Source organism: Chelatococcus daeguensis (assembly GCF_001887265.1).
In the GTDB taxonomy this organism is placed as follows: Bacteria; Pseudomonadota; Alphaproteobacteria; order Rhizobiales; family Beijerinckiaceae; genus Chelatococcus_A; species Chelatococcus_A sambhunathii.
Genome location: NZ_CP018095.1, coordinates 1,356,482 through 1,372,776 on the forward strand (window position 1 = coordinate 1,356,482; position 16,295 = coordinate 1,372,776).

Here is a 16,295-nt window from a genome sequence, read left to right on the forward strand (position 1 = left end):
GCGGCGGGCGGAGCGGAACGGCGACTGACCGCGCGCCCGCTTCGCGGCCGTTGCAGCACTTGCTCCCACGGCGGCATGTGGATGCATGAAAAGAAGTTGCGCGAGGACGCTTGCCGGCCGCAGGCGTCGAGTCTATAAGACCGCCTGCCGACGGGCACATGTCGGAGTGTAGCGCAGTCTGGTAGCGCACCTCGTTCGGGACGAGGGGGTCGCAGGTTCAAATCCTGCCACTCCGACCATTTTGCAGCTCTTCACGACATCACAGTAGACATCCCGGTGACGCGCCTTTCGCAAGGGTGCGTACGCCGGTGCCATGCCCCGGCCCGGCCTGAAGCCGGCCGTGCCGAGACGAAAGCCTTCTCAGGCGAGAGGCTCCTCGCTCGCCCCCGTCTGCACGATGGCGAAGGCATAGAGCCGCGCCACCTCTTCCAGCCGTTCGAAGCGTCCGGCGGCGCCGCCGTGGCCGGCTTCCATGTTGGTGTGGAGGGCCACGGGGCCGCCGCCGGTCATGCGCTCGCGCAGGCGCGCCACCCATTTGGCAGGCTCCCAATAGGTGACGCGCGGGTCCGACAGGCCGGCGACGGCGAGGATGGCGGGATAGGTCTGCGGTTTCACCTGGTCGTACGGCGAATAGGCGAGGATTCGCCGGAAGGCCGCCTCGTCGCGAATCGGATCGCCCCACTCCGGCCATTCGGGCGGCGTCAGCGGCAGGCTGTCGTCGAGCATGGTGTTGAGCACGTCGACGAACGGCACCTCGGCGAGGATGGCGCGGAACAGGTCCGGCGCGTCGTTGGCGACGGCGCCCATCAGCATGCCGCCGGCGCTGCCGCCATGGGCGACGAGCCGCCGCGGCGCCGTGTAACCGAGCGCCGCGAGGTGCCGACCGGCGGCGATGAAGTCGCTGAAGCTGTTGGTCTTCTTCTCGCGCTTGCCGTCCGTGTACCAGCGCCAGCCCTTCTCGGTGCCGCCGCGGATATGGGCGATCGCATAGACGAAGCCGCGATCGACCAGCGACAGCCGGTTGCTCTCGAAATCGGCGGGGATGGCGATGCCGTAGGCGCCGTAGCCGTAGAGCAGGCACGGCGCCGTGCCGTCGAGCGCGAGGTCGCGGCGGTGCAGCACCGAGATCGGCACCGTTTCGCCGTCCGCGGCCGTTGCGAAGAGGCGCTTCGTCACGTAGCGGGCCGGGTCGTGGCCGCTGGGCACCTCGCGCCGCTTGATAAGCTGCCGCGCGCGGCTCGCCATGTCGTAGGCATAGGTCTCGGCCGGCGTCGTCATCGAGGAATAGGTGAAGCGCACGACCGGCGTGTCGTATTCGTAGCCCGGCTCGTAGCGCAGGCCGTAGGCCGGCTCATCGAAGGCGATGGCGTGTTCATCGTCCGTGGCGAGCGCCCGCACCACGAGGCGCGGGTTGGCGTCCTCCCGCTCCAGCCGCACCAGGAAGTCGCGGAAGGCGGTGTGCTTCAGCAGCATGATGCCCGGCCGATGCGGCACGAGCTCGCGCCAGTTCTCGCGCTCGGGGGCGGAGAGCGGCGCCGTGACCAGCTTGAAATCCTCCGCCCCGTCCGCGTTGGTCGAGATGACGAGATCATCGCCCATGTGCTCGACGCTGTAGCGGTGGCCCGTCTCGCGGGCGACGACGAGGCGCGGCCGGGCGGAAGGATCGGCGAGGTCGATGAGATATACTTCGCTCGTCTCGTGGTCGGAGACGCTGATGAGGCCGAACGCGCCGGACTGGGTGCGCGACAGGTGCACGAACCAGCCTGCGTCGTCCTCACGGTAGATCTCCTTGTCATTCGCCGGATCCGTCCCGAGGATGTGGCGGAAGACGCGCGAGGGCCGGTGGTTCTCGTCGAGGCGCACGTAGTAGAAGCTGCGCGAATCGGCAGCCCAGACCACCTCGCCCGTTGTCCACTCGACCGCGCCGGCGGCATCTGCGCCGGTCGCCAGATCGCGCAGGCGGATCGTGTGCAGTTCGCCGCCCGTCTCGTCGGCGCTCCAGGCGAGCAGGCGATGGTCAGGCGAATGCTGCGCCTCGGCGAGGTCGAAGAAGGTCTTGCCGGCCGCCAGCGCATCTGCGTCCAGAAGGATCGTCTCCTCGCCGCCGTCGCGTGGCCGGCGGCAGACGAGCGGATGCTGCCCGCCTTCCCGGAAGCGCACATAGTAGCTGTAGGGCCCGTCCGGGCTCGGCACGGAGGAGTCATCCTCCTTGATGCGCCCGCGCATCTCGGCCACGAGCCGGCGCCGCAAGTCTCCGGCCGGGGCGAGGATCGCGTCCGCATAGGCGTTCTCCGCGCGGAGATGGTCGCGGATGTCGGCCGGCAGGAGAGTGGGATCGCGCAGCACGTCGCGCCAGTTGTCGGCCCGCAGCCAGCCGTAGGCGTCGGTGATGTCGGTCCCGTGGACTGTCCGGGTGACCGGTCGGGCCGGCGCACGGGGGGGAAGGGGCTGTGTCATCGCTCGTTCCGTGTCTTCTCGCCGGCTCCTCTCTCGGTCCCTTCTGGCTCGAAGACAAGCGCGCTGCCATTGGTGCAATAGCGCAGGCCCGTCGGCTGCGGTCCGTCGGGAAAGACGTGGCCGAGATGGGCGTCGCATCGGGCGCATCGGATCTCCGTGCGCGGCATCGCAAGTTTGTGATCGGGCGCTTCGGCGATGGCACGACGATCAACCGGCTCGAAGAAGCTCGGCCAGCCAGAACCGGATTCATACTTGGCATGGCTCGCGAACAGGGGCTCGCCGCAACAGACGCAACGGTAGAGGCCCGGCCGTTTCTCGGTATTGTAGGGGCTCGAAAACGGTGGCTCCGTGCCGCCGAGGCGGGCGATGCGAAACTGCTCGGGCGACAATTCGGCGCGCCATTGCGCCGCATTCTTCTCCACCTTGCCGTTGCCGTCCGATGCTGGCATGGATTTTCCCTCCTTGATCGTGCTGACGATATGTTCCCGCGCCAAGGCCGGCGCAAGCCGGCGCGCGCAAAGTTCGCAATGCTCGGCGCGGGACAGCGCACGCGCGGGGCGCGCGCGCCTGCTGGAGCTTCAGCTATTCAGGGTTGTTCACACAGCTGCGCCTGATTACGAGAATTTCAAAGAAGTGAAAAACTTGTCTTGCGAAATTCTCAACTTTGCCATACTTCATGAGTGTGATTGGAACACGAAAATGCCAGTGTTCGCAGGGTGGCTGTTCAAGCTCTCGCCGGCGCAACGGTAGGCGGTTTGGTGTTGTCGCCGGTTACCTGCCGGCATTGGCTGGTAACCGGATGATCGGGACAAAGAGAGGAATTCGGGTTCAATGAACGACAATGCAGCGTCAGCGAACTATATCGAGCTCGCGGCCGATATCGTTTCCGCCTACGTGAGTAACAATTCTGTCGCCTCCGCGGACCTGCCCGGGCTGATCAGCGAAGTCCATGGCGCACTGATGCGCGTTGCCGGCGGTGTCGTCGAGGTGCCGGTCGAGGCTCCCAAGCCGGCCGTTCCGATCAAGAAGTCGGTTACGCCCGACTTCATCATCTGCCTGGAAGACGGCAAGAAGTTCAAGTCGCTGAAGCGTCACCTGCGCACGCAGTACAACATGACGCCCGAGCAGTATCGCGAGAAGTGGGGCCTGCCGGCCGACTATCCGATGGTGGCGCCGAACTATGCCAAGGCCCGTTCGCAACTCGCCAAGGAGATGGGCCTCGGCCAGCAGCGCCGCAAGCGGCGCACCTCGAGCCGCGGCTGATGCGGCTTCGCCGCGCGGCGAGCGGCGGATCGGCAATGAATGGACGGGGCAACCGATGGGTTTGCCCCGTTTGCTTTTGTCCGTCGGATGATGCTTTCCGACGGCCCGGCATGGTCTCTTGCGTCGGCGGCAAGCGGCGTCAGGCGCTGTGCTGCGGGGCGAGCGGGTGATTGCCGACCACGCGGTCTCGCCCCTGTCGCTTTGCTTCGTAGAGATGCGCATCGGCATGGGCGACGAGGTCGCGAACCGTGTGCGCGTCATCGGGAAAGGTGGCGATGCCGATGCTGACAGTCGGCGCGGCCGCGAATTCCCGGGCCAGCGTCTGATGCAGCGAGAGGCGCATGCGTTCAGCCGAGGCTAGGGCCGCCATATGCGGCATGTTTTCCCAAAGAATGACGAATTCCTCGCCGCCGTAACGAAAGACGAGGTCATCGGTCCGGATCTCCGCCCGCAGGCACGCGACCACGCGCCGCAGCACCTCGTCGCCGGTGACGTGCCCGTAGCGGTCGTTGATGCCCTTGAAATGATCGACGTCGACGAGGGCCAGGCTGACGGGCCGTCGGGTTGCCGCATTGCGGTCGAGAATCACCTGACCCAGCGTCTCGAAGCGCTCGCGCGTCAGCGCGCCGGTCAGGGCATCATAACGGGTCTTGCCGAGAAGCTCCTCGTACTTGTGGCGGTAGGTGAGCTTGTAGAAGACGTCCGATATGGCCTGGGGCGCCACGCTGCGCGCCTCCCGCTCGAATAGCGCAAGGTATAGCCCGATCAGGCCGCTGTAGACGGCAGCGGCGCCCATCTTCGCGATCCAGCCGCCGATTAGTGCGTCGAAGGGCGTACCAGTCACGAAACGCAGGCCGATGAAGAAGAAGATCTGGTCAAAGGTCAGGATCACCGCGAGGGTGGCGCAGGCCCGCAGTACGACCGATCCCCTCAGGACTGATCGCATCTTCTCGTAAAGCAGGATGAGCGCGATCGCGTCGATGAACAGCAGCGTTGTGCCCCACACCATCAGCGCCCCCATCTGGTCTATCAGCACGAGATCGGGGTTGTAGCCCGGCAGGGGCACGGGCGGGCCGGCGAGCCGCAGCGTCGCCACGAGGGCGACCATCAGGAAATTGCCGATGAGGAGGCCATAGATCGGCTGGCGAACCGTCTCGGCATCCTCGCGGATGTAGAACAGCAGGATGATCGCCAGCTTGCCCGAGAACAGGACCGTCGAGCCAGGCGAGAGAAGGCCGAAGGGTAGCTCGATGAAGAAGACCGCCGCGAGATAGGTCTCGAGGAAGTGCATGACACCGAGGGCGCACAGGAAGGCGCCGAGGCCCATCCTGTGCCGCAACCGGAAGAGGGCCGCCATCACGCCGAAATAGATCAGCGCCTGCGAGAGAAGAAGGACGGTACCCGACATGGATTGCGGCTGCGCAAGGAAGGCAATGCCTTTACAGCACGGTGACGGGCGCGCCTGTCAACTGTCTCCGGTGGTGCCGGCCGCATTCTGCGGTCTCCTGTGCCTCATGGAGCACGGCGTGCGCCGCCGCGCGGCATGAAAAGGCTCGCACCGGCGCGCCTCATCGGGGCCGGCCGCGGGCGGCCTTCCAACGGGGGCTTGCCTGAACAAATATAGGAATGTATACCTATAAACACTCCCCTTCCTCCCGATCAGGCGGCGGTTGGAGAGAACATATAGTGAACATATCTGCGGTTTGGCGCAACGCCCTTGTTTCGGTAGCGATGGCGGCATCTTTCCCTGTCGCACCGGCGCAGGCTGGCTTTGCCCCTGACAGGAAGGATCGGATGATGACCCGACATGTTGAGAACCTGAGCGCGGCCGGTCAGCGCCTGCTCCTGCACCTCGCGCAGGCGGAGGGCGCCTTCGCCCAGGCGAGCGTGGACGACGCCGGCCATGTCGCGCTTTATGCGCGGCGCGGCGCGACCACCCTCGGTGCAGGCCGTGTCCCCATCGCGGCGGCCGAGCGGCTGGTAGCGGAAGACCTTGCCTGCTGGGAGCGCCCGTCGCGTGGTCGCCGCCTGCTGGTCGCCACCGGTGCCGGTCACGCCCGCGCCGCGCGCCTGCGGGCCGGCGATGGAGCGGAGGGGTTTCAGGCCCAGCACCGGGACCTGGTCGAGAGGGTCGAGCGGCCGGCGGCCGGCGACGAGGCGCGCCGGTTGCGCGTGAATGCGGCCGAGAGCCCGCTGCAGTCGCTGGCGCGCCGGCGCGGGCGCTGCGGCACGCCACTGGTCGATGCGGCAGGGCTCGAGGCGGGAGAGCGTCTGCGACGGGACATCACCATGGGCCAACTCCTGCCGAGCGTCAGCGCGCGCTGGCATCCCGTCGGCGGGCAGGGGAGTGGGGGGATGCGCGATCCGGCGAGCGCCAGCGATGCCGTCATCGCCGCCCGCCAGCGCGTGCGGCGCGCCATGAAGGCGGTCGGGCCGGAATTCGCCGATCTCCTGTTCGACGTCTGCGGCTTTCTCAAGGGCCTCGAGACGGTTGAGCGCGAGCGAGGCTGGCCGGCGCGCTCCGCCAAGCTCGTGCTGGGCATGGCGCTCGCGCGTCTCGCGGAGCACTATGGTCTTGCCGTGGAGGCGCGGGGTCCGGCGCGCGCCCGGTCTCTGCGGCTGTGGCGTGACGAAGGTACCGCAGCCCCGATCTAGGCCGGTGCCGACGCTCGGCGCTCAGGCGGCGGCCAGCGCGGCGCGGGCCTCGCCCTTGATGCGCTCGACCATGGAACGCAGGCCGTTCGAGCGCTGCGGCGTCAGGTGCTCCGACAGGCCGAGCCGCTTGAAGATGGCGAGCGCATCCGTGTCGATGATCGTCGTCGCCGGGCGGCCGGAGAAGATCGCGAAAGCAAGCGCGACAAGCCCGCGCACGATATGCGCATCACTATCGCCGCGAAAGTCGAGCACCGGCTCCCGGCCCGGCTCCCGCACCACGCGGGTGTCGAGCCAGACCTGGCTGGCGCAGCCGCGCACCTTGTTGGCGTCGGTGCGCGCCTCTTCCGGCAAGGGCTCGAGCGCGCGGCCGAGTTCGATCAGATAGCGATAGCGATCATCCCACTCGTCGAGCAGTTCGAAATTGTCCAGAATCTCGTCGAGAGAAGGCTGCATCACCAATCGTCCATTGCCCGGCCCGTCACAATCCGTGCAGGCTTTCTGTCACCGAGACTTATATAGACGATCGGCGGCGGATTGCACGGTGCGCAGGGTCGCGGGCAGCGACTGGGGTCAACCCCTGCCGGCGTGGGGTCCCCGCCACGGAACGTCGCGATCGCCTTCGTTCAGCGTGTCACGGCTGCCGGCTGCAGCAGCCGGGGGGGCCTTCGTCGCCGTCTGGCCGGTCAGGGCTTCGACGAGGCGGCTGCGGGTATCGTCGTCGAGCATCTGCCAAAGGGCGAGCGCCCGCTGGGCCGCGTCGGCCGATCTTGCAACCTGCCCCGGCAGGGGCTGGGCGACAGCGGGGAATCCCGAACCCGACGCTGCGGCGGAGCGTCCGTCATCGGCTTCCTCGCGCACGGGAGAGAGAAGGAAGATCACGCCGATGACGAGCGCGCTGCGCAGCAGGAAGGTCATGGGATCATGCGTCCGTCGTCTTGTGTCCGTCGTCTCGCGCGGCTGATCCGCCGAGCCTGCCACCCGTTCCGCAAGGGCCGGTGAACGGGATTGTTACAATTCGACCGATCCTGGCCGCGCTGGGGTGACAGCCCTTGCAGCGGGCCGGGCGGTACTGGCCAATCCCTTGTCGGGCAGGATCTCCCGCATGTTCACCCTTCGTTAACAGCGATATGAGTCCGCAACCGATTCCCAATTCCGCCGCCGTAAGGAACGTGACGCGGCCGGCCGTCGTGGCGGCGCATTTTCGCCGCCGCCTTTAGGGTTCGCTTAATCGCAGGGTGGCAAGCTGCGGGCACGAGTTGGAAGGAGCGCGCGAGGGGTCTCGTGCGGACGTGTGTAGAGTGGTTGCAGCGCAGATCCTGTCGATCCTTCGGGCGCGCATCGGCGTCCTCGTCCATCCGGCGGTCGAGGACGAGGCCGAGCGTCTGCGCCACATCGACTTCATGCTGACGCGCCTTGCCACCGGCCTTGCCGCCCTTGCGCTCGTGCCGGTCTATCTCGTCGTCTGGGGGGCACCGGGAGGCCTGGCTGCACTCGCCCTGTCCAGTCTTGCGCTGCCGGTCGTCGCCGCCGCCGTCCTCTCCCGCACCGGACGGCTTCTGCCCGCCCATGCCATTTCGTCGCTGGCGCTTGCCGGCTTCATCCTGACCGTCAGCCGCGGTACGGGCGGGATGGCCTCGCCGGCGCTCATTTTCCTGCCGCTGATGCCGCTCGCGGCACTCGCCTGGGGCGATCGGGGCGCCGCCCTCGCCGCCGCGGCGATCGCGACAGCGACGGCCGGCGTCGTGCTCGCCGCCGAATCGCTCGCCGGTCCCGCCGCCAGCATCCTGTCCGCATGGGTCGGATGGCCGCTCGCGGCCGCCACGGCGATCGCCTACGCCACCGCCCTCGTGCTCCTCGCCCAAGGGCGTGACAGAGAGGGGCGGCGGCGGGAAGCGGCGCGTCACATGCGCGACCGGGCCGTCCTCGGTGCGCTGAACGATCTCGTCACCTGGCACGATGCCGCCGGGCAGGTGGTGTTCGCCAGCGAGGCGGCGCGGTCTCTTCTCGGCGCGGCGCCTGAAGGCCTCGGTGGCCGTGGCCTGTTCGAGCGCGTGCATGTGGCGGACCGGCCTGCCTTCCTCAAGGCGCTGGCGGACGCCCGCCACACGGCCCGGCCGGTGGAAGTCCGCTATCGGCTGATGACACCGTCCCCCGAAGGGGGTGGCGCGCCCACGGTGCGCTGGGTTGAGATGCGGGCCGCACCGGCGGATGCGCAGGCGCCCGACGGCTGCGCCGTGATCGCAGTGACGCGCGACGTGAGCGACCAGCGCCAGCGCGAGCGCGAGCTTGAGGACGCGCGTCGCGCAGCCGTTTCGGCGAGCGAGGCCAAGGATCGCTTCCTGGCCGTCGTCAGCCACGAATTGCGCACGCCGCTCAACGCCATCATCGGTTTCTCGGAAATGCTGGCGAGCGATTCACTGTGCCCGGCCGATGAGGTGCGCCGGCGCGAATATGCCGGCATCATCGCCGGGTCCGGCCGGCACCTGCTGGACGTGGTCAATGCGCTGCTCGACGTCTCGCGCATCGAATCGGGCAATTTCACCATCGCGCCGGAGCCGTTCGACCTTGCCGCGCTCGCGCGCGAATGCTGCGACATGATGGAGGTTAAGGCCCGGGCAGCCGGAGTGCTGATCCGCCGCGAACTCGGGACGGATGCATGCACGATCGTGGCCGATCAGCGTGCCTGCCGGCAGATCCTCCTCAATCTTCTCGCCAACGCCCTCAAGTTCACCCCGCAGGGGGAGGTCGCCGTGCGGCTCGCCCATCGTGGCTCCCATGTCACGCTCACGGTCAGCGACACCGGCGTCGGCATGGCGGAGAGCGACCTGACCCAGCTCGGCAAGCCTTTCTTTCAGGCGCATTCGTCCTATGATCGGCCGCACGAAGGCACAGGCCTCGGCTTCTGCGTGGTACAGGGGCTCGCGGCCCTGCATGGCGGCACGGTCGAGGTGACGAGCCGCAGCGGCGAAGGCACGACGGTGACGGTCTCGCTGCCGCGCGACGGCCTAGGCGCCCGGCCTGCGCCGGCGGCCGTTGTCGAGACCCTCGCCCGCCCGCGCGGCTCGGTTCACCCCTTCAAGGAAGAGATGAAGAAAAGTGCGTGAAGCCCTCGCCCGTTCGGATCACGATTTGGTGCTCTATGAGCGCCCGCAGGGGCGGACGCAGCAGCGCGGGCGGATCGTTGCCGCCTCGCGGCGAAAGGCCTTTGCCGGCCGCCTGATGGGGCTCGTGCTGCGCCGCCCGAGCCGCACCTTCGGTGTCGTGCTGGCGGGTGGCTTTGCCGTTGCCGTCGCGGTCAATGCGCTTGTCATGCAGCCGCGGCCACATCCGGCGCCACTCTTCACGGCACGGGGAAGCGAAGCGCCCGTCCGCATGGCGCCGCCTGCACGGCCCATGCCGCAGCCCGCGGCCGTCGTCGACACGGCTGCGCCGGCGCCCGCCGCCGTGGCGGAGCCCGCGCCGCCATCGCGCCCCTCGGCCCTGACGCAGCATCTCATGGAAGGAGCCGGCGAGGTCATGCCGCGCCCGCGGCCGGCCGATCCGATCGGCGATCTCATACGCACGGGCCTTGCGGGCGCAAGCGGAGGGGACACGGCCGTTCTCGACGCCCAGAAAGCGCTCGCCAAGCTCGGCTACGGCGTGACGCCGGACGGCCTGTGGGGGCCACAGACCCGTCAGGCCATCGAGCAGTTCGAGCGCGAGCGCGGCCTGCCCGTGGCCGGGGAGCTCACCGACAAGATGCGTTCCCTGCTCGCGGCGGCAGCCGGCAACGCCGGCCGGTGAGCGGCGTGCGGCTACGCAGCGACATCTGGGTTTCGGCCTATATGCGCCGCTGCCGCACCGAGGGGGCCTTCGCCTATCTGCGCCGGCGCGGTGCGGAGGAGGCCGGCGCCATCTTCATCAAGCTCGATTCGCTCGACGGCTCGGTGCGGCTCTTCGGACCGGCGCCGCAACATGCCGTCGAGGACAAGGGCGCGGACCGGCTCTTCGTCGAGTTGCCGCTCAAGGGCGACATTCCGGCGCTGGCGGCGGAGGAGAAGCTGCAGCGCGAGATCTCCTTCGATCCCGACCTGTGGGTGGTCGAGGTCGAGGATCGGGCCGGGCGCCATTTCCTCAACGTCGTCGAAGTCTGAGGCATTCACCGGGCGACGCGCGGGCGGTCAGCCCTGCCGGCGCACCGATTCCCTTTCGCCCTTCACAGACGGCGAGGCGTCTGCCGCCGCGCGCTCCGGTGATCGCGACGGCGCCATCGCCGGCACATGGCCTGCGCCGCGGCCGCCGGCGCGGTCGAGGCGCTTGCCGAGGCACGCCTCGAGCGCGAGGAGGGCGGTTTCGGCGTCGGTGGTGCGAACACGCTCCGTCAGGGTGAAGACCGTTTCCACCGAACGGGCGATGGCGGGCTCCAGGGTGAGGAAGATGCGCACTGCCTCGTCCGGCGTCAGACCGGCGACGATGAGAGCCAGCGCCAGAAGCTCGCCGGTCGGGTCCGTCAGTACCCGCGCGGCTCCTTCCGCATCAAGCCCGATGGCTCTCGCGATGAGAACGCCGAACCCGAGCCTGTCGTGGTCGGCGGCGTGATCGATGAGCGCCCGGGTCACGGCCGAGCCTGCGGGGCGGGCACGGCGTGGCGCGACACGCGCCTGTTCGGCGAGCCGTGTGAGAATGGCCTTGCGCTGGCGGACTGGAGCCAAGGGCAGAAGCGAGGCTGCGTCCATTGCCGGCAGATCGGGCCGCGCGAGCAGGGCGCGGGCGAGCGGGACGTGCCGGCGCGCCCGGATGGTCAGGTCCCGGATGACGGCGTCGGGCAGAGGCGTGGCGCTGTTGCGCGCGATGGCCAGCATCATCGCTTCGTCGCTCCGGGCGGCAAGGTCCCGGACCACGGCGGTTGGCAGGTCGGCGCGCGTCGCCAGCGCGGCGAGAAGCTGCCGGTCTCCCGACGCCAGCACCTCTTCGCGCCACCGTTCCGGCAGTGTGGGCATCGCCGCGATGACGGCTGCCGCCGCATCGCCGCCGCTGCGCAGGAGCGCTTCAAGCACCGCTGCCGGCGCAGCCGGATGGCCGACGAGCGCCTGTGCCACGAAGGCGCGGGTGTCGGCGTCGACGAGGGGGACGAGGCCGCATGCCAGGGTGGTGAAGGTCGCGATGTCGTCTCGCGAATGGGAGGCAGCGTCGAGAAACAGCCGTGTACGAACACGCAGCAATGTCGGGCGCGCCTCGGCCGCGCCGGAGCCGGCGAGATCCGCCAGGCCCGACAGGTCACGATCGCGCAGCGAAGCCTTATCCATGAGCGTGAAACAAAACGGTGAACGCGGCGTTCGATAATGGCAGCCTGCTGCTTAGCGTCGGGTTAACCATCGCGGGCCCGGTTGCCACACGAGACGTGTCAACGATTTGTTAACCTTGACGAAGGCTTAATGCCGAGGATGTCGGCGTAGGGATCCTCGAACCGGCCTGGAGGGCGAAATGAGCGACATCGCCGGCCACAGTGGAGACAACCTCGTCGCCTTTCCGATGGCGCGCCGCCTCGAACGGGCTCCGGCTCCGCCTGAGGAGTGCGGTACCGTCCTGCTGTTCACGGGTGTGCGCTACAGCCGCTGGGGCAGCGACGATGCCGACCCGGCGGGCCGCTCCGGCGGCGGTGCGACGACGGGTCGCTCGCAGCGGGCCGGGCGCAGTCTCGTTCGCGGATCTTGAGTCGTAAGCCCGTTCGGATCACATTGCTGTGCAATCCGATCCGCAGAACGGTCTGTTTCTTGGCGTTCAGAGACGGATCGACCGATCAGGTTGGCCCAACCCGATCGGATCCGGGTCTAGTCCGACTCGCTCAGGCATTCCATCGCCGCCGCGCGCTCGCGCGCCTCGGGCAGGCCGCTCGGATAGGCGGCGAGCGCTCGCACCAGCACCAGCCCCTGCACTCGCGGCGAGACAAAGCGCAGTTCCGAGCCGGCGTCATCGCCCCGCCCTCTGGCCAGTGCCTCGTCGTGCTGCTGGCGCGTCATGACGATGAGGGTCACGACCCCGTCGACCGCTGTGCGGTCCGTCACGGAATAAAGAACGGTGCCGTCGCGGCCATGGACGGAGAGCGAGCCGAAGCCCTCGGGCATCGGCGCCTCCACGCGTAAGGGCGCGTCGCTGATATCGAACGCGCACACCGCCATTGCCATTGCAGGATCGGCAAAGGGCACAGCCGTCTCGTTCTGCTGGGCGGCGAGCAGCCGGGTCTCACCGGGTGCCAGGGCGGCGGCATGGCGGTCGAACGCGCTGTTGCCTGCCAGCGTCGGCATGGCGAGGATGATCGCCAGATGGGTCATGCCGCCGAGCAGGAGCCCGGCCGCGAGCGCGATCCCGAGGGAGCCGGCCAGGCGCCTCACGAGCAATCCCCGCGGATAATGCGCGGCATGGTTGCCGGCTCGATGGCCGCTGCATCGGCCGACTGGGGAGAGTCATAGAGCCTCAGGGCGAGGACGAAGCGTCCGATGGCCGGCAGCGGCAGCCAGTTGCCCGGAGATGCGCGGCGCGAAAGCACGATCTGCGCTTCGCCGTTTGGCGCCCGCAGCACCTCTGCCGACGTGAAGCCGGCGCGCTCGCCATATGCCTTGCCGGCGGTATCGTAGACGGTCAGCGTCCAGGCGCGGGCGGCCGGCATGGCGCCGGCGACCGTGTAACTGCAAGAGGCCTGCAGAGGGCGTCCCGCATCGTCCCGTGCGGCGAGAAACTCAAGGCCCTCGCCGGCACCGAGCGGCAGCGTTCCCGAGCGGACCGTGATCGCCCGAGCATAGGGGTCGACGTCGCGCCCGCCGAGGGCGGGCCACGTGACCCAGGAGCCGATCGTCAGGGCGCCCAGCGGCGGGCGGCCAGATGTCGCCCAGTCCGCGCTCGTGACGCCGGTCAGCGCGCCGATCGCGAAAGCGACGAGGATGCAGAGGATGGCGGGCACGGGTCTCGTGGCGTGAGGGACGGCGAAGAGGTGCGCATACCAGCCCGTGGAACGGCTCCTCGTCAACCGCCTCGCAGGGGCCTTTCCGGCATCGGCTCGGGTGATCACCGCAGCTCTCAGGGTAACGCGATGCGGCCGCCGAGCGCCCGCACGCCGTCCTGGGCGATCTGGGCGGGGTATCCGTTCCCCCCGCCTGTGGCCTGCCGGTCGGGACGTGCCGGCCGGCGCAGGAGGTTGCCGATGCTCTCGATGACCTCGAAGGAGCGGCGCGAGAGATTGCCGCCGCTCGACTGCGCGGCATCCGCGTCGCGGTTGTCGCCAGCCTGGGCGACCGCGCCCGCCGTTCCTTCGAGGCCGGGCAGCGGGCCGGTTTCGGTTCCCTGATGCGCGAAGGCCATGACTTCGTGCCAGGTCATTGCCGGCAGCGTGCCCCCCGTCATTCGGTTGGTCGACGTGTAGTCGTCGTTGCCGAACCAGACGGCCGTGACGAGGCGGCGAGTGTAGCCGACGAACCAGGCGTCGCGATAGGCGTTGGTCGTGCCGGTCTTGCCCGCGGCCTGCACGCCCTCGATGATCGCGCGGCGGCCGGTGCCGGCCTCCACCACCTTGTTCAGCATGAAGTTCATGTCCGCCACGACGGATGTCGCCACCACCTGCTCGGCCGGCTTCGCATTGGCATCGTGACGCCAGATCGTCTCGCCATGGTTGTTGCGCACGTCGAGCGCGGGATAGGGCCGGGCGCGTCGGCCGCCATTGGCGAGGACCGCATAGCCGGCCGCCATGTCGAGGACCGTTACCTCGGCGGCGCCGATCGGCAGGGAGGTCGTATCCTTCAGCTCGGTCGTCAGCCCCATGGCCCGGCACATCTCGATGATCTTGGCGCGCCCGGCCTTGGCATTGCCCTTGCCGAGCGCCAGCGACATGCGCACCGGGATGGTGTTGATCGAGCGCGCCAGGGCCGAAGTGAGCGGCATCGCCCCGGCATAGGAGCGGGTGTAATTGTTGGGGCACCAGTTGCCGATGCACACCGGCGCGTCGACGACCGTGCTGTTCGGCTTGTAGAGCCCCGCGGCGAGCGCCGCGGTGTAGACGAAGGGCTTGAAGGCGGACCCGGGCTGGCGGAGGGCATCCGTCGCCCGGTTGAACTGGCTTGTGCCGTAGTCCCGGCCACCGACCATGGCGCGGGCGGCGCCATCCGGGTCGAGCACGACGATGGCGCCCTGCTTCGCGCCATAGGTCTTGCCGTGCTGGCGCAGGCCGTTTTCCAGGGCTTCTTCCGCGCGCTTCTGGATGGCCGGGTCGAGCGGCGTCTTGACGGTGAGCACGCGCTCATGGCCGAACAGGCCGTCGCGCGCCATCTTCTGCACTTCGCCGAAAGCCCAGTCGAGGTAGTAGTCGGGACTGAGGTCGCGCTGCCGGTCGACGGGGGTCGCCGGATTGCGCCGCGCCGACAGCATCTGGCCTTCCGAGATGAAACCGGCTTCCACCATGTTGGCGAGCACGTCGTTGGCGCGGGCGCGTGCCGCCGGGAGGTTGACGTGTGGCGCAAAGCGCGTAGGCGCCTTGAAGAGGCCCGCCAGCATCGCGGCTTCGGCAATGCTGATGTCCTTGACATTCTTGCCGAAGTAGAATTCGGCCGCCGCCGCGACGCCGAATGTGCCGCCGCCCATGTAGGCCCGGTCGAGATAGAGCTTGAGGATCTCGTTCTTGGTGAGGCGCGTCTCGAGCCAGACGGCGAGGAAGGCTTCCTTGACCTTGCGCTCGATGGAGCGCTCGTTGTTGAGGAAGAGGTTCTTGGCCAACTGCTGCGTGATGGACGAGCCGCCCTGCACCACGCCGGAGGCGCGGGCGTTCGCCGACAGGGCGCGCATGGTGCCGATGACGTCGATGCCGAAATGGCTGTAGAAGCGCCGGTCTTCTGTGGCCAGCACCGCCTTGATGAGGTGGTCGGGCAATTCCTCGAGCTTCAGGGAATCGTCGTGCAGGATGCCTCGCTTTCCGATTTCGTTGCCGTAGCGGTCGAGGAATGTGACGGCGAGCTCCTGCTGCTTAAGCCAGTCCTCGCTCGTCTCGCGGAAGGCGGGTATGGCGAGCGCCAGCATGACGACGCAACCGGCCGTGCCGATGTTCACGGCCTCGCTGGCCCCTTCGAACGCAAGGCGCCAGCCGCCTCGCACGGCGAAACGGTCGAAGAGGCCGGAAAAATTCACCCATGCCTCGCCCGCGCGCTGGCCGGCGGTGTAAAGGGAAGCGTCGATCCACGAATCGACGGCGAGCGCGGCGCGCTTGATGCGCATCAGAAGCGTCGTCTCGCCGAAGAATGCCACGATGGTCTACTCTTAAGTCCGGGCGCAGATGGGAGGCGCCGATCGGGCGCCCCATGCTGCTGACAGTAGCGCTAATCGTATTGCGCGACGGAGGCTAAAGCAAAAGGTGCATTCGCACATTCAGGACAACGAAGGGGGCGGCCAGAGGCCGGCCGGACAGGCATGAAGGACGACACGCCATTCTGGCGCCTCAAGACGCTCGAGGAGATGACGGCCGGCGAATGGGAGAGCCTGTGTGACGGCTGTGGTCGCTGCTGCCTCGTCAAGCTGGAGGACGAGGACAGCGGCAAGATTCTCTTCACCGATGTCGGTTGCACGCTGCTCGACGGTGAGAGCTGCCGGTGCCGCAACTACCCCCAGCGCCAGGGCATCGTCGCCGATTGCGTGCGCCTGACGCCGGAGGTGGTGCGCAAGCTCACTTGGCTACCGCCGACCTGCGCCTATCGGCTGGTGCGCGAAGGCCGGGATCTCTACTGGTGGCATCCGCTCGTCTCGGGCGATCCGGAGACGGTGCACTTGGCCGGCGTCTCCGTGCGCGGCCGCGTCTCGGCCAGCGAGGACGACGTCAGCCTCGACGACATGGTCGATCATATCGTGACGTGGCCGATGCGCGTACCCAGGGCGGCCTGTGGGTCCGGGCCGCGCTCATGATGGAA

Annotated in this window: 17 protein-coding genes and 1 tRNA gene; 9 read left to right on the forward strand and 9 right to left on the reverse strand. The window is 68.4% G+C overall.

Features of this window, described 5'->3' with window-relative positions; all coding sequences use genetic code 11:
- Positions 1 to 162: 162 nt before the first annotated feature.
- Positions 163 to 239: transfer RNA gene (locus BOQ54_RS06480), tRNA-Pro, on the forward strand.
- 121 nt (positions 240 to 360) lie between these two features.
- Here the strand turns inward: BOQ54_RS06480 and BOQ54_RS06485 are convergent.
- Positions 361 to 2,457, reverse strand: coding sequence for a S9 family peptidase (locus tag BOQ54_RS06485; protein ID WP_071923550.1), 2,097 nt, complete (start codon positions 2,455 to 2,457; stop codon positions 361 to 363).
- Positions 2,454 to 2,906, reverse strand: coding sequence for a peptide-methionine (R)-S-oxide reductase MsrB (msrB, locus tag BOQ54_RS06490; protein WP_055459370.1), 453 nt, complete (start codon positions 2,904 to 2,906; stop codon positions 2,454 to 2,456). Before msrB ends, BOQ54_RS06485 begins: the two co-directional genes overlap by 4 nt.
- Between msrB and BOQ54_RS19700 the strand changes: the two genes are divergently transcribed.
- Complete coding sequence (locus tag BOQ54_RS19700; RefSeq protein WP_141659675.1) at positions 2,905 to 3,207, forward strand: hypothetical protein; 303 nt, start codon at positions 2,905 to 2,907, stop codon at positions 3,205 to 3,207. The genes msrB and BOQ54_RS19700 overlap by 2 nt on opposite strands.
- Before the next feature lie 81 nt (positions 3,208 to 3,288).
- Positions 3,289 to 3,720 carry a MucR family transcriptional regulator gene (locus BOQ54_RS06495; RefSeq protein ID WP_055459126.1) on the forward strand — a complete coding sequence of 144 codons (432 nt, stop codon included), beginning with the start codon at positions 3,289 to 3,291 and terminating at the stop codon, positions 3,718 to 3,720.
- 139 nt (positions 3,721 to 3,859) lie between these two features.
- Here BOQ54_RS06495 and BOQ54_RS06500 read toward each other — a convergent pair whose 3' ends face one another.
- The gene (locus BOQ54_RS06500) at positions 3,860 to 5,128 is read right to left on the reverse strand and encodes a GGDEF domain-containing protein (protein WP_055459125.1); all 1,269 of its coding nucleotides are present in this window, start codon (positions 5,126 to 5,128) and stop codon (positions 3,860 to 3,862) included.
- A gap of 389 nt (positions 5,129 to 5,517) precedes the next feature.
- Between BOQ54_RS06500 and BOQ54_RS06505 the strand changes: the two genes are divergently transcribed.
- Positions 5,518 to 6,375, forward strand: coding sequence for a DUF6456 domain-containing protein (locus BOQ54_RS06505; protein WP_071924412.1), 858 nt, complete (start codon positions 5,518 to 5,520; stop codon positions 6,373 to 6,375).
- 21 nt (positions 6,376 to 6,396) lie between these two features.
- Here BOQ54_RS06505 and BOQ54_RS06510 read toward each other — a convergent pair whose 3' ends face one another.
- Entirely contained in the window at positions 6,397 to 6,828 is a 432-nt protein-coding gene (locus BOQ54_RS06510) for a SufE family protein (protein ID WP_071923551.1), read from the reverse strand.
- A 117-nt stretch (positions 6,829 to 6,945) separates the two neighbouring features.
- Entirely contained in the window at positions 6,946 to 7,290 is a 345-nt protein-coding gene (locus BOQ54_RS06515) for a hypothetical protein (RefSeq protein ID WP_063187572.1), read from the reverse strand.
- A 383-nt stretch (positions 7,291 to 7,673) separates the two neighbouring features.
- On the opposite strand from BOQ54_RS06515, the gene BOQ54_RS06520 reads away from it, so the two are divergent.
- The 3 genes from BOQ54_RS06520 to BOQ54_RS06530 are packed head-to-tail and all read left to right on the forward strand — an operon-like array spanning position 7,674 to position 10,508.
- Positions 7,674 to 9,479 (forward strand): sensor histidine kinase, encoded by a 1,806-nt coding sequence (locus BOQ54_RS06520; RefSeq protein ID WP_071923552.1) that lies wholly within the window; start codon positions 7,674 to 7,676, stop codon positions 9,477 to 9,479.
- A complete protein-coding gene (locus BOQ54_RS06525) occupies positions 9,472 to 10,158 on the forward strand; it encodes a peptidoglycan-binding domain-containing protein (protein ID WP_071923553.1) in 687 nt (228 codons plus the stop codon). Before BOQ54_RS06520 ends, BOQ54_RS06525 begins: the two co-directional genes overlap by 8 nt.
- 5 nt (positions 10,159 to 10,163) lie before the next feature.
- Positions 10,164 to 10,508 carry a DUF1491 family protein gene (locus BOQ54_RS06530; RefSeq protein WP_071924413.1) on the forward strand — a complete coding sequence of 115 codons (345 nt, stop codon included), beginning with the start codon at positions 10,164 to 10,166 and terminating at the stop codon, positions 10,506 to 10,508.
- Between the two features lie 27 nt (positions 10,509 to 10,535).
- On the opposite strand, the gene BOQ54_RS06535 is transcribed toward BOQ54_RS06530, so the two are convergent.
- Positions 10,536 to 11,660, reverse strand: a complete 1,125-nt coding sequence (locus tag BOQ54_RS06535) for a DUF2336 domain-containing protein (protein WP_071923554.1) — start codon at positions 11,658 to 11,660, stop codon at positions 10,536 to 10,538.
- A gap of 178 nt (positions 11,661 to 11,838) precedes the next feature.
- Between BOQ54_RS06535 and BOQ54_RS06540 the strand changes: the two genes are divergently transcribed.
- Complete coding sequence (locus BOQ54_RS06540; protein WP_055459119.1) at positions 11,839 to 12,069, forward strand: hypothetical protein; 231 nt, start codon at positions 11,839 to 11,841, stop codon at positions 12,067 to 12,069.
- A gap of 116 nt (positions 12,070 to 12,185) precedes the next feature.
- Here BOQ54_RS06540 and BOQ54_RS06545 read toward each other — a convergent pair whose 3' ends face one another.
- The 3 genes from BOQ54_RS06545 to BOQ54_RS06555 form a co-directional block, all read right to left on the reverse strand.
- Entirely contained in the window at positions 12,186 to 12,746 is a 561-nt protein-coding gene (locus BOQ54_RS06545) for a DUF1254 domain-containing protein (protein ID WP_141659674.1), read from the reverse strand.
- Positions 12,743 to 13,312, reverse strand: coding sequence for a DUF1214 domain-containing protein (locus BOQ54_RS06550; protein ID WP_055459117.1), 570 nt, complete (start codon positions 13,310 to 13,312; stop codon positions 12,743 to 12,745). The genes BOQ54_RS06545 and BOQ54_RS06550 overlap by 4 nt, the downstream gene beginning before the upstream one ends.
- A gap of 116 nt (positions 13,313 to 13,428) precedes the next feature.
- Complete coding sequence (locus BOQ54_RS06555) at positions 13,429 to 15,609, reverse strand: transglycosylase domain-containing protein (RefSeq protein ID WP_245316332.1); 2,181 nt, start codon at positions 15,607 to 15,609, stop codon at positions 13,429 to 13,431.
- Positions 15,610 to 15,801: 192 nt separating this feature from the next.
- Between BOQ54_RS06555 and BOQ54_RS06560 the strand changes: the two genes are divergently transcribed.
- Entirely contained in the window at positions 15,802 to 16,290 is a 489-nt protein-coding gene (locus BOQ54_RS06560; RefSeq protein WP_071923556.1) for a YcgN family cysteine cluster protein, read from the forward strand.
- Positions 16,291 to 16,295 lie beyond the last annotated feature (5 nt).